The sequence below is a fragment of the Pseudomonas sp. IT-P294 genome (assembly GCF_949767865.1).
In the GTDB taxonomy this organism is placed as follows: domain Bacteria; phylum Pseudomonadota; class Gammaproteobacteria; order Pseudomonadales; family Pseudomonadaceae; genus Aquipseudomonas.
In genome coordinates, this window is the sequence record NZ_CATKQW010000008.1 from 77,552 (window position 1) to 90,037 (window position 12,486).

General features: G+C 60.9%; 14 protein-coding genes. 6 read left to right on the top strand and 8 right to left on the bottom strand.

What is annotated here, in order from left to right:
• Positions 1-6: 6 nt before the first annotated feature.
• Entirely contained in the window at positions 7-315 is a 309-nt protein-coding gene (locus ACM6I0_RS06525) for a cupredoxin family copper-binding protein (RefSeq protein ID WP_414921766.1), read from the top strand.
• Positions 316-372: 57 nt separating this feature from the next.
• On the opposite strand, the gene tynA is transcribed toward ACM6I0_RS06525, so the two are convergent.
• The gene (tynA, locus tag ACM6I0_RS06530) at positions 373-2,661 is read right to left on the bottom strand and encodes a primary-amine oxidase (RefSeq protein WP_414921767.1); all 2,289 of its coding nucleotides are present in this window, start codon (positions 2,659-2,661) and stop codon (positions 373-375) included.
• Between the two features lie 116 nt (positions 2,662-2,777).
• The gene (locus ACM6I0_RS06535; protein ID WP_285436074.1) at positions 2,778-3,338 is read right to left on the bottom strand and encodes a hypothetical protein; all 561 of its coding nucleotides are present in this window, start codon (positions 3,336-3,338) and stop codon (positions 2,778-2,780) included.
• A gap of 91 nt (positions 3,339-3,429) precedes the next feature.
• Between ACM6I0_RS06535 and ACM6I0_RS06540 the strand changes: the two genes are divergently transcribed.
• On the top strand, positions 3,430-3,729 hold the full coding sequence (locus tag ACM6I0_RS06540) for a hypothetical protein (RefSeq protein ID WP_285436073.1): 300 nt from the start codon (positions 3,430-3,432) through the stop codon (positions 3,727-3,729).
• Between the two features lie 16 nt (positions 3,730-3,745).
• Here ACM6I0_RS06540 and ACM6I0_RS06545 read toward each other — a convergent pair whose 3' ends face one another.
• From ACM6I0_RS06545 to ACM6I0_RS06570, 6 genes are all read right to left on the bottom strand, one after another.
• The gene (locus ACM6I0_RS06545; RefSeq protein ID WP_285436072.1) at positions 3,746-4,267 is read right to left on the bottom strand and encodes a cytochrome C; all 522 of its coding nucleotides are present in this window, start codon (positions 4,265-4,267) and stop codon (positions 3,746-3,748) included.
• Positions 4,268-4,490: 223 nt separating this feature from the next.
• On the bottom strand, positions 4,491-5,012 hold the full coding sequence (locus tag ACM6I0_RS06550) for a methylamine dehydrogenase light chain (protein WP_008079640.1): 522 nt from the start codon (positions 5,010-5,012) through the stop codon (positions 4,491-4,493).
• Positions 5,013-5,031: 19 nt separating this feature from the next.
• A complete protein-coding gene (gene mauD, locus ACM6I0_RS06555; protein ID WP_285436068.1) occupies positions 5,032-5,652 on the bottom strand; it encodes a methylamine dehydrogenase accessory protein MauD in 621 nt (206 codons plus the stop codon).
• 3 nt (positions 5,653-5,655) lie between these two features.
• On the bottom strand, positions 5,656-6,195 hold the full coding sequence (locus tag ACM6I0_RS06560; protein WP_414921768.1) for a MauE/DoxX family redox-associated membrane protein: 540 nt from the start codon (positions 6,193-6,195) through the stop codon (positions 5,656-5,658).
• A 13-nt stretch (positions 6,196-6,208) separates the two neighbouring features.
• Positions 6,209-7,357, bottom strand: a complete 1,149-nt coding sequence (locus ACM6I0_RS06565) for an amine dehydrogenase large subunit (protein ID WP_414921769.1) — start codon at positions 7,355-7,357, stop codon at positions 6,209-6,211.
• Between the two features lie 220 nt (positions 7,358-7,577).
• Positions 7,578-9,059: a sensor histidine kinase gene (locus ACM6I0_RS06570; RefSeq protein WP_414921770.1), complete on the bottom strand. Its 1,482-nt coding sequence runs from the start codon at positions 9,057-9,059 to the stop codon at positions 7,578-7,580.
• 226 nt (positions 9,060-9,285) lie between these two features.
• Between ACM6I0_RS06570 and ACM6I0_RS06575 the strand changes: the two genes are divergently transcribed.
• Genes ACM6I0_RS06575 through ACM6I0_RS06590 form a run of 4 tightly spaced genes read left to right on the top strand, consistent with a single transcriptional unit; the run spans position 9,286 to position 12,465 of the window.
• Positions 9,286-10,449 (top strand): acyl-CoA dehydrogenase family protein, encoded by a 1,164-nt coding sequence (locus ACM6I0_RS06575; RefSeq protein WP_414921771.1) that lies wholly within the window; start codon positions 9,286-9,288, stop codon positions 10,447-10,449.
• Positions 10,450-10,474: 25 nt separating this feature from the next.
• Positions 10,475-10,846, top strand: a complete 372-nt coding sequence (locus ACM6I0_RS06580; protein WP_285436062.1) for a hypothetical protein — start codon at positions 10,475-10,477, stop codon at positions 10,844-10,846.
• A 3-nt stretch (positions 10,847-10,849) separates the two neighbouring features.
• Positions 10,850-11,320: a nuclear transport factor 2 family protein gene (locus ACM6I0_RS06585; protein WP_285436060.1), complete on the top strand. Its 471-nt coding sequence runs from the start codon at positions 10,850-10,852 to the stop codon at positions 11,318-11,320.
• Complete coding sequence (locus ACM6I0_RS06590; protein WP_414921772.1) at positions 11,317-12,465, top strand: amidase; 1,149 nt, start codon at positions 11,317-11,319, stop codon at positions 12,463-12,465. The genes ACM6I0_RS06585 and ACM6I0_RS06590 overlap by 4 nt, the downstream gene beginning before the upstream one ends.
• The last annotated feature ends 21 nt before the right edge of the window (positions 12,466-12,486 follow it).

Consider the following 12,486-nt stretch of genomic DNA (forward strand, 5'->3'; position numbering starts at 1 on the left):
ATGCAAATGAAAATGCGACTGTTGGCCGTTGTCAGCCTGATGCTGTCGATGCCGGTGTGGGCTCAGGACGTGAACATCGGCATCAGGGAGTTCATGTTCGAACCCAAGGATTTGACCGTGGCGGTGGGCACCAAAGTGACCTGGGTGAACGACGATCAGATCCCGCACACGGTGGCGGAAACCCACAAGGTGTTTCGCTCCGCGGCACTGGATACCAATGACAGCTTTTCCTGGGTATTCAACACCCCGGGGGAGTACGAATACTTTTGTGCCCTGCATCCGCAGATGATCGGGAAGATTGTGGTCCGCCAGTGAACTAACCCGGCACCTTGTAGGCGTGAGCCTGCTCGCGCCTACAAGGGGGGTATGTGTTTATTGGGGAACGCTGAGGTTCAGCGTCGGCGTTTCGTCAAAGAAATTCCACGGTTTCAACAGCACATGCACCCACTCGGTTGGCATGATCGGCCACTCTTCAGCACGCGCGATGTGCGTCGTGCCCGTGGTCAACCACACCACATCGTCGCTGTTTTCAATCGACTGGTTGTCCTGGCTGAACTGGCCCAGGCCCGAGTCTTTGTCCGAGCGGTTCGGGTATTTGCCTTCCGGGTATTTCTCCTGCGGGTTGTAGCGCGTCACCCAAAGTTGTTTGTCCATGAAGCTGAGGCGGTGATAGAGCCATTCGTCCTTGCCGAAGTTGGCGCCCTTGGCCACCGGGTGCGTGCCGCCGGCATAGGGAATCAGCTGATACGAAACCGGGTTGCCGACTTTGTTTTCCTTGCTGAAGTTGGTCAGCAGGCGCACGGTCGACGGGTCGAATTTCTGCGCCGCTTGCTGTTCGGTGCCGACCACCTTGTGCTCGGTCTGCATGGTGCTGGTGCGCGGGCCGCCACGGTCGTTCGGGGCAATCACCGGGTTCACTTCCACCAGCGAGTTGCTTTCACCGTCCACGTCCATGTCGAGGCGGAAGTTGTAGATGTGCTGGTGCGTGGTGCCGACGATGTTGTGGTCCAGCAGCGTGCCGTAGCGCGTGTCTTCCTTGGCGGTGCCTTCGTGCATGGTTTTCGATTTCACGCCTTTGACCGCTTCGATGCCGGTGGCGCCGGCGTCGATGCCGATGGTGCCGTTCTGCTGGAAGACCCAGTCGAAGATGTAGTCGTAGTTGCCGACGGTGCTGATCCAGCGCACCACCAGTTCACGACGCTCGGTGCTGAGGTTGGGCTGGCCCATTTCCTGGTGTTTGTATTCCGGGCCGGCGTAGCGCTCGAACACCGCCATGGCGTGGGGGATCGAGGTCGGCGCGCCGGTGTAGTCGGCAATCGTGGCGTCCAGCAGCACGGCGTTTTGCGGGGCGTCTTTGCCGCGTGCAATCGGCGAGGTCAAGGTGCCCATGCCGTAATCGCCCGAGTCGAGGTAGGCCTTGAAGTACCAGCCGACGTCCGGGTCGCCGTAGGGCACGATCATCCCGCCCAGCGAGCCTTCGTACATGATTTTGCGTTTCTTGCCCTTGTCGTCGTAGGTCACCGTGGACAGGATCGGCCCGACCCGCGAATCGAGGCGAACGTGGAAGTCCCAGTTCTGCCAATGAATGCTGTTGCCGGTGATGGTGTAGTTTTTGCCGTCTGGCTCAATGATCTCCAGCGGCTTGACCGACGTGCCAGTGCGCCCGCGTCCGTCATAGGGCGTCGGTTTCATCGGCACCGGAATCAGTGCTTCGTCTTCGATCTTGATCAGTTTTTTCTGTTCCAGGTCGACAATCGCCACCAGGCCCTCAATCGGGTGCGCCCAGTAGTTGCCGTCGCCGGTATTGAGGTAGCTGACGATTTTCAGCAGGCGCTTGTCCTGCGCCAAACCGTCCTTGCCGTCGAAGTAACCCACCGTCAATGGCGTGGCCACGACCTTTTTCACATCATTGATGCCGCGCTTGGCCAGGGCCTGTGCGTATTCGGGGCTCGATTCAACAGCGGACTGTACGGTGGCGAAGTCATCCAGCAGCACCATACCGTGGGCACCTTCGATGGGCTTCCACGACATAAGCTTCTTGCTGTCGAGATCAACCAGCGCTTCGATCACGTGTTTGCCATCAAGCACGACGATGCTGGCCTGGCGCGGCTGGGTGACGTTCTGGCCGGTGTAGACGAAATTCCACACCTGATCCTTCGGCGGTTCGTTGACCGACACTTCGGTGAAGCGAAAACCGGGCGCGTAGTGCTCCGATTGCTTGACGATGTCCACCGCCGTCTTGATTTCATCCGCGCTCAACGGGTTGAGCGGATTGGGGCGGGTCTCGACCACGAAGGTCTTGTCCAGACCGGACTGGAACACCTGATTGATGAAGTCTTTGCCCATGAACGCGGTCTTGTCCTTGAACACCACCGGCGCCGACAGCTCCATGCGCTTGCCGTTGAGCACGGCGACTTTGCTGCCGGGCTTGACCTTGAGGTAGACACCGTCCTTGGCAATCACGAACAGGTCGGCGTAATCGTCCCATTTGACCGTGGCCCCGAACGCTTCGAGGGTCGATTGCAGCGGCACCATTTCGGCGGCCCCGCCATGGGCCTGGGCGTTGGGCATCCAGCACGGCAAACCCAGGGTGCCCAAGGTGATGGCCAGCGCGAGGCGGGCCAGCGGTTTTCTTTTTATCAGGGTCATGGGCTTGAACATCTTGGTTTCCTTGGGACAACAGGTGGATAGCACACCTGCACTTTGCTACAGCCAGCGGATAAGTGCTTTGTGATTTCTGCCAAAACGTTTTGGCTCTGTGCCTGAATCGGCTTGGCTCACCAAACGCAATAAACCAATGCCACGGCAGCGGCGAGACCAAACGCGGCCAGCGCCTTGATCGGAAAGGATTCGTTCAATCGCTGCATGGGCGAGTGCGTAGACAGTGCGAAGGCGTAGCGCTCGCGCATCATTGCCCGGTAGGTATAGCGAAAGCCAATCAACAGAAACAGGATGATCAGGCCCAGGGCAACGGTGCGACTCATGACCGGCTTGGCCAATGGCGGCGTTTTGTCTTGCTGGCACGCGGCGCTGTCGGCCTCGACGACGGTGATTCGCCCGTAATCGGCGGAGGGCATTTTCTCGCCTTTGAGGATCGCCGCCTGTTGTTCCAGGTCCAGGGTTTGATATTTCCAGAGCGTCGACGACCCTTCTCGGCAGTAGGTGAACGTGATGGGGTTTGGGGCAGTAATAATGCACGCGTCATTGATGCCCAGTTTTTTCAGGGTTTCGGTCGCCGGCCGTGTGAAGTCCAGATCCAAAACAGGAACAATCCCGTTGGCAAACGCCGCCGCCGAAACCAACAGGCTCCCGGTAGCGCAGAATGTTGAAATTTTCAAGGTTGGAGGTCCCTTGTTTTTCAATGGCTTTTGTTTTTTGGAGCTCGGCTCCAATCTGCCTGTTGAAGTCTAGAATTCTAGTAGAACCTCAATGACCGGCGTCGAATCATTGCCAATTATGGCCAAAAAAAGATTCTCGACTCTGCGAGCGGCCGGCGATTCACTTCAGAGTGTCTGGATGACGATTGAAAAATTCAACGACGACTTGCGCCAGGCGCGCGAGGAGCTGACAGCCGCGACGGCCCAGGTCATGAAGCTGGTCCGTTCGGGCAAAGCGTTCGGGGATGAATGGGACGCGGCGGTTGCACGAGAGCGCAAAGCTTTTCAGAAAATGCAGTGGGTGCTGGACAGCCCCTTGGCGCCCCGGGGAAACGGGAAGTCGGATACGTAGCGGTTCGAGGGCTGACTCAATAGCTCATTCCGTCCTCAATCGCGATGCCTTGCGCACGCATGGCCTTGATCAACTCCGCCCGGGTGCCCGGCAGGTTGAGCATGGCCTTCTGGCGCAACTGCGCCACTTCATCGCTGCTGTAAGGCTGATAGTTCGCGGGGGTGCTCTTGCCCGCCAGGCCGTCTTCACGCATCAGCCAGTTAAGCAAATCCGCCAGTTGCGCATTGTTCAGCGCCGACTGCGACATGCCCGGCACCCGCACCAGAAACTCACGACCGCCCGGCACTTTGAGGAAGTTACCGACAAACCCGGTCAGGCGAGGCGTGTCGTTGGCGGCGGAACCCATGCCATTGCCCAAGTGGCAACCGGCGCATTGCAACTGGTAATTCACACCGACGCTATAACCGGCCTGGGCAATCGGTTTTTGCAGCGCTTCGTTACCCGGTGCATGGCGCTGTGCCGGGTCGGGAATGGCTCGGGCATACACGAGCGGGGCGCTCAGGGCGCAGACAAGACCGAGGAGTAGCAACTTACGCATGACAAAAGCACCTCTACGGTAAACACACTGTTATGTAGCCGCTAGCGAAACCTGTGGGAGCGAGCCTGCTCGCGATGACGGAGTGTCAGTCGACATTTATGTATCTGATACACCGTCATCGCGAGCAGGCTCGCTCCCACAGGTTTTACCAAGGGCTACAAAGGATCGTGCTGGGGCATGAAAAAAACCGCCGATTGCCTGAGCAACCGACGGCCAATGCGCGTTAAACGGCGACGCCACGGATGATCGAAACGGTGCAGTGATAGATGTGCGATTTGGCGGCCAGGCACCAGTTCACATCGTTGTTGTTGAACGGGCGGTAAGCCGGTTCTTCACTGTCGTTACGGGTGCAGGCGCACTGGGCGCAGCTTTGCTTACCGCAGCAATCGTTATACGAAATGATGTAATCCTTGCCATCGGCCGGGTTGCGGCAGGTGCCGATCCAGGTCACTTGCGACGCTTCGGTGCCTGGCGGGCAGGACGTCACCGAGCCGCCGCAGCAGCTGCACAGGAAGCCGTCGATGGAGCAGTAGCGCCAGTAGTCGCAGCTGTTCGGATCACCCGGGTCACCGGCCTTCGGATTGTCGGCGGCCAGGGCTTTGCTGGTGCGGTCCAGCGGCAACAGCAGTGGCAGGGCGGCGCCAGCGACCATCAGCGAACCCATGCGGGCCAGCAGTTTGCGGCGTGAGGTGGTGTCGGCGACTCGACGTGTCGAGCGCTCGAACAACAGATCCAGCAGTTTCATAAAAGTCTCCCTGCCTTAATCAGTGGCTATGGCCGTGGCTGTGATCGTGTGCGTGTGGCTGGCTGTTGAGGTATTCCTGCAGCGTGGATTTTTTCAGGTGCTCGACTTCGAACAGGCTGTCCAGGTGCTCACGGGAATTGACCAGGCCTTTGGCGCGCAGGGTGCCGGTCTTGTCGATCAGGGCGGCGTACGGCAGCTTGCCGATCTGATAGGTCATGCCGACTTCCGGCCCGACCACATAGGTCGCGTCTTCCAGTTTGTGTTCACGGATCAGCTTTTGTTGGGCGTCCATGTCGCCGTCGCTGATGAACACCACGTCCAGGCGATCAGCCTGTTCCTTGGCGATGGACTTGATTGCCGGCAACAGCGATTTGCAGATCGGGCAGGTTGGCGAGAGGAAGAACAGCAGCTGGTTCTTTTCACCGGCATAGCCGAAGTTCACCGGACGACCGTGACGGTCGGAGGCGGTGACTTGCGGCGCGGCTTCGTTGACCGCCACGCCTTTGTCCATCATCAGCGCGCCGGCCGGGGCCAGGCGGCCATGTAAAACACCAATCTGACGCACCAGGCCCATGACGGCAAACGCCACGGCCGCGAGCAGAATCCAGAGCAAAACGTTGGAAACAATTAAGCCTTCCATTGATCACCTACCAATCAGTTTGAGCAGAAGAGGGGAGTTCGCCAGCAAGCCATCGGCAGCGGCGTAGATCAGCAGCGCTACGCTGCTGGCGGCGACGGTGACGAAGCCGTCGAAAAAACCCAGGTCACGAACCACCGGCGAGACGCTGGCCAGCAGCGCCAGGCCCACCAGTGCGCTGTTGCGCAGCAGCAGGACCGGGCGCAGCGGTTGCGCCTGGTCCGGGCCGGCACAGCCGCAGTCGATGTCGCGACGACCGCGCCACAGGTTGATGCCAATGGCGGCGGCGTACAGCGTGATCAGGCCGGCCGCCGCCAACGCTGCCCAATACCGGCTGACCGGCACCAGCAGCGCAAATGCGATCACCAGCTCTACCGCTGGAATCACACGGGCGACCGGGCGCACAAGCGCCTCGGGCAACAGTTGGTAATCCGCCAACTGTTTGGCAAAACGTGCCGGCGCGCGGACCTTGTGCGTCGCGGCACTGGCCAGCAACACCGCAATGGCGATGGCGCTGGCAATGATGAAGATCGGATCTAAGTGCATGGCCGAGCCTCGTTTAGTAGCTCATGACCTGAGTCGCGGTTTTGGCGACTTTCGGCATGCTGCCGGTGAGCGTGTTGGTCTTCAGATCGAAAATCTGCAAACCGCCCTCGACGTCGGCACCCAGCAGCAACGGCTTGTCGTCACCGGTGGCCTGCATGCTCCACACCGGAACCGGTGCTTGCAGCGTCGCTACTTTCTTATGGGTTTTGAGATCAAACGCCCAGATCAGCGGGCTTGGGTCTTCCCACTTCATCGGTTCGTGCGCGTCGTGCATCAGCACGTACAAGCGGTTGAGCTTCGGCGCGACGGCCATCAGCTGCCAGCCACCCGGCGCCCAGCCGGCTTTCTTTTCTTCCTCGGAGGTCAGCGACCACGACGGCAGGATTTTCGGTGCGTCGGCCGAGAAATCCACCGGGCGAATGGTGCCCGTGGTGGTGGTGAAGTAATAGGTGTCGCCGACGTTCACCGCGCGCTCGTTGAGCTTCTCGGCATTCGGGTCGAAGAACGGCGTGCGGCTGCGCGCGGTTTCCTGGCCCTGGTCGTTCAGCGTGATCACCTGCAAGCTGCCGTCGCCGCACAGCGAGGCGAAACGGCGGTTGCCGACCGGGTAATTGAGCACGCAACCGGGAATCGCCAGTTCAGCGGTCACGGCCTTGGCCTGGGTGTCGACCACGGTCACCGAAGTCGATGGCGTGAAGTTGTAGACGTAGACGAAACGGTCATCGCCGCTGGTCTTCAAGCCGTAGCGTTGGGTCAGCGACTCGGCGCGCTTGGTTGGAATCAACAGTTCCCAGGCTGGCGCCAGGGTCGAGCTGTCCCAGGCGGTCAGCACATCGGTGCGGGTGCCACGGGTGCCGCGCGAGTAAAAGATGTCGGCGCTGTAGAGGGTTTTCTGATCGTGGCTTAGGGTCGACGGCGCGGCAAAACCGGTTGGCACCATGCCGAGCACGCGTTTTTTGTCGGGGTCGACCACGGTCACGCGGCCCGCCACGAAGCTTTCGAATTCGACGTCGACGACGAACGCACGGTGCACTTCCGGTGGAAATACCAAAACGGTCTGGCCGATGGTGTCGGCTGGCAGGTCCGCACGGGCGCTGGTCAAGCCGAGTACAAGCAGGCTCAGACCTAGCGCTGACTGTACGTTGATCCTGTTGGTTCGCATTAGGGGAACTCCCTGAATTGTTATTCACGCAGATCGCGGGTGCTTGGGCAGATTTTTACAATTCGATTCTGCCTCGCCGTGAATTCGGGAGAATTGCTGTGGCTGCCAACCGTTTGTGTGTCTGTGCCAGTCTCGGAAAACAAGCCGAAAACACCGTAAACACAGGCAAGAACGCACCTGTAGCCGCCTTTGGCAGCGGCTACAGGTCAGCGGGTTAATGTCAGGCGGGAGTTGCGAGGGGGAGGGAGAAGGTGAATACCGCGCCACACGGTTCCAGGTTTTGCGCCCAGATATCCCCGCGATGGCGGCCAATGATGTTTTTGCACAGCGCCAGGCCAATGCCGTTGCCGCTGACCTTGGAAGAGAAGAAACCATCGAACAGCTTGTTCTGCTCCAGCGCCGCAATGCCGCGACCACAATCCTCCACCCGGACCAAAGCAGTGTTTTCAACGCGACTGGCATGAATGCGCAGCACGCGCCGTTCGAGCGGCAAGTCGCTCATTTCTTCGATGGCATTAAAGGCCAGGTTGAGGATGACCTGGCCGATCAGGACCTTTTCGCAGCTGATCAGCAGCGGTTTGGGGCTGGTGACGATCTCGACCTTGATCAGGCTCGGGTCGGCGCGCAGGCGGATGAAGTATTGGGTTTCGCGCAGCAGGTCGTTGAGGTCGATCAGCTCTTCGGACTGCTCCAGCTTGACCACGTATTCGCGCACGCTTTTGATGATCAGCGACGCATGCTCGATTTGCCGCACCGCGTTCTGCAAACCCCAGGCGACGCCCTGGTCCTGGGTTTGGTCCTTGCCCAGACGAATCACCGCACCTTCGATGAAATTGCGCGTGGCGGCCAGCGGCTGACTCAGTTCATGGGCAATCGCCACGGCCATTTCGCCCATGGCGTTGTAGCGTGCCAGGTATTCGAGCTTTTGCTCGCTGACCCGCCGCGCTTCTTCGGCGCGCACCTGTTCGGTGACATCGCGGAACAACAACAGAAAGCCCACCAGGTCGTCTTCGATTTCGATGTAGCGGCACGTCGCGTGGTGCCAGCGCCATTCACCGTCACGCCGCTGCAAGTGGTAATGAACGCTGAACGGCGCGTGCTCCGGCTGCTCGCAGGACAGTTGTTGCAGCAAGCGCTGGCGTGAAGGCTCGTCGCACCAGTCGAGGAAATTCTCACCGATCAGCGTCTGATCCTCGCTGTTGAGCAACTGCGCGGCCGACTCACTGATGAAGCGGATATCACCCTGCGGCCCGAGCACCGCCACACCTTCCTCCAGGTCCTGCATAAAGGCCTTGAGCCGGCTTTCGAAACGCTTGAGGTCGCGCTTGACCTTGTCCTCCTTGGAGATGTCGCGGAACTGCACCATTAGCACATCGCGACCGTCCAGGTGCACCAGCGTCGCGACTGCTTCGGAGAGGATTTCCACCCCTTGCTTGGAGCGGTAACACCACTCGATGGCGCGCTGGCCGGTGCGCGCCGCGCCTTCCAGCCAGCGCAAACCGACCGAGCGACGGTACTGCGGTGCATCGCGGGTCATGTCGGGGGCTTTGAGCGGCGTCAGTTCTTCCAGGGTAAAACCCAGCGCCGCCAGGGCGGCGGCGTTGGCCCACAGGATCTCCTTGCTGTGGGCATCGTGAAGAATGATGCACAGCGGCATGGCTTCGATGAGGGCGTAGAAATCGTTCGGTTTAGGCAGGTACATCGCGCAGTCCTGAGGAACCGGTGAAAGGGAAGTATGGCTTTTTATACCCGCTTGCGCGTGGGGATGCGCTCAGAAGTAACCGGGGGCGAGCTAGGGGTTTTCTTTAGCCCAGGGGCTACACGCCCCAATAGTGGCGAGCGGATGCGGTTTTTACACTGGACCCATCAACGGTCGCCAGGCACTCCAGCAAGGCTCCGTCTAATAACAAGTCAAACGGAGAAAGCCCATGCTGCGTTCAGCCGCCGCGCAACAAGACCCTCTGCCAGTCGTCGACGACACCACCGTCCACAATCAGGCCTTCGAGCGGATGCTGGATGAAGTGCGCCAGCGTCGCGAAGAATTTGACGCCGGCTCCCACGTGCCACGGGACATGATCGAGCGCTTCAAGGAAGTGGGCATCTACCGTGCCGCCACGCCGAAATGCTTCGGCGGCGATGCGCTGGCGCCGGCACTTTTCCTGCAGATGATCGAGCGCATCTCCGAAGCCGACGGCTCTGCCGGCTGGGTCGCCAGCTTCGGCAGCGCTGGGGTCTACCTTGCGGCTTTACCGCCGCAAACCCTCGCTGAAATCTACGCCGACAGCCCTGACCTGGTGTTCGCCGGTGGCCTGTTCCCGTTGCAACCTGCCGAAGCGGTGGGTGACGGCTGGCAGGTCAACGGCACCTGGAAATTCGCCAGCGGCTGCAAAGGCGCCGACCTGATCGGTGTCGGCATCGGTGCTGCCGGCGGCAAGCCGCGTACCGCCGTGTTCCGTGCCGATCAAGTCGACATCATCGAGAACTGGGACGTGGTCGGCCTCAAAGGCACCGGCAGTCACGACCTGCGCGTCACCGACAAACACATCGATGAGCGCTGGACCTTCATCCGTGGCGGTGCCGCCACCATCGACGAGCCGCTGTTCCGTTACCCGTCGATTGCCTACGCCGCGCAGGTGTTGGCGGTGGTCAACCTCGGGCTGGCCCGCGCCGCCCTCGATGAGGTCAGCCGCATGGCCGCCGGCAGCGGCATCACCGGCGCACCGAAAATGGCCGACCGCGCTTACGTGCGCATCGAAATCGCCAAGGCCGAGGCGCAACTGGCCGCCGCACGGGGTTTCTTTTACGGCGCGACCGAACAGGTGTGGAACTCGATCCTTGCCGGCAACCCGGTCACCGCCGAACAAACCAGCCTGCTGCGCTTGTCCGCCATTCATGTGGCCCAGGCCGGAGCGGCCGTGGTGCAAAGCGCTTACAGCCTCGCCGGCACCACGGCGATTTACCTGCGCCATCCGCTGCAGCGCTACCTGCGCGACTCGATGGTGGTGACCCAACACGCATTCCTCAGCGAAGGCCTGTACGACGGCGCCGGTTCGGTGTTCCTCGGCGTACCGCCATTCCCTGGCTACATCTGAACCCACTCTTCAAGGATCAATCCCCATGTCCCAGACCACCCAAGAACCCCTGCGCGTTGTCTTTTGCATCGGCATCACCCAGAACTTTTTCGACCTGCCCACTGGCGAAGGCCTGAGCGTGTGGAAGGGTTTCAGCCAGATGATGGGCTCGCTCGGCGCCATGCCCGGCATCACCGTGCTCGGCGCAATGGACGATGACCGGCTGATGGTCGGCCCGTCGACCACCTCGCCGTGGACCGTCTACATCATGGCCGACGTCGATTGCCACCAGTCGGTGATCGAGGCCTGCAACCTGTTCCGCACCACGCCGGTGAACGAATACAGCCTGTGGCGTTACGCCAAGGTCGAAGCGCGTATCGGCCGTCCATTGACCATCCCCGATGCGGCCAAGGTGTAAGCCATGAACGAGGCCTTGTTGCAGCGTCTCGCGACGCTGGAAGGGGAGAGCCAGGTGCGCCGCTTGATGGCGCGCTACATGGACCTGTGCGATGTGCCGCGGGCGCTGACCCAGGTTCGTGAGCTGGCAGAGTTGTTCAGTGAAGACGCGATCTGGGAAGGCGTCGGCAGCCAGACCGCACAGACCTTTGGCCAGCACCAGGGGCGTGAAGCGATAGCAGCGTTCGTCGGCGGTTACTTGCCGCCCTCTGAGCACTTTCGCCTGAACCTGCATTACCTCACCAGCGAGTCAATCGTGGTCGACGGCAGCACGGCCCAGGGGCAGTGGATCATGCAGCAGATTTGCACCTACGCCGATGGTCGCAGTGAACTGTTCGGCACGCGCCTGAACATCGATTTCCACTGCGTCGACGGTGCCTGGCTGATCGCGCATTTCCGTACGCAACGCTTGTTCAACACAGGACTGGGCGCATGAGCACGTTTATCAGCGAATTTTTACTCGGTGGCAGCGGCAAGCGGGTCGCGATCAAAGACTCGATCGACATTGCCGGTTATCCGACCCGTTCGGGCAGCCGTGCGTTTGCCGAGGCTGAACCCGCTGCCCGCAACGCCGAAGTGGTGGACGCGATTCTTGCCGCAGGCTGGCAGATTGTTGGCAAAACCAACCTGCACGAGTTGGCCTTTGGCGTCACCGGCATCAACGACTGGACCGGCACGCCGATCAACCCGCAAGCGCCGGACCGGGTGCCAGGCGGTTCTTCCAGCGGTTCGGCGGCTGCGGTCGCGGCCGGTCTGGCGGACATCGCCATCGGCACCGACACCGGTGGTTCGGTGCGGGTGCCGGCGGCGTGCTGCGGCATTGCCGGGTTGAAACCGACCTATGGGCGAGTCAGTCGGGTCGGCGCGCATCCGTTGGTGTCCAGCCTCGATTGCGTCGGGCCGTTTGCTGCCGACATGGCGGATTTGATTGCGGCGATGCAAGTGATTTGCCCTGGTTTTCAGGCGCAAGGCTTGCCATCGAGCAACGCGTCCGTCGGTTTCCTCGACGTCGCCTGCGACCCGCATTTGCAAGCGAGCCTCGGCGCTGCCGCCGACCGCGCAGGCTGGCGCCGCAGCACCCTGCAACTGAGCGAATTCGACGCCGCGTTCGCCGCCGGCCTCACCGTCATCAATTTCGAAAACTGGGCTGCGTTCGGCCACCTCACTGGCAAAGGTCTGATCGGTGCCGACGTCGAGCAGCGCCTGTTGGCCGCCAGCCGCACCAGCGCTGCTGACCTGGCGCAAGCAGAACAAGTCCGCGCGCGGTTCAGCCAGCAAGTGGACGCCGCGCTGGAAGAGTTTGCGGTACTGCTGTTGCCGACGATGCCAAGCCTGCCACCAACGCTGATCGAAGCACGCAGCGCGAGCAAGGCCGTGGCCGGCATGACGCCACTGGTGCGCCCGTTCAACCTCAGCGGCCATCCGGCGCTGACGGTGCCGGTGGAGCTTGATTGCGGCGGGCTGAAAGTCGGTTTGCAGATCGTGGGTCGTAAAGGTCAGGACGAACAGGTGTGCGCCTTTGGTGCGCAGCTGCAACAGAGCATGGCCTGCGAACGGTCCAGACCTAAAAACAAATCATAAAAAAGCCATGAGGAGAACCGC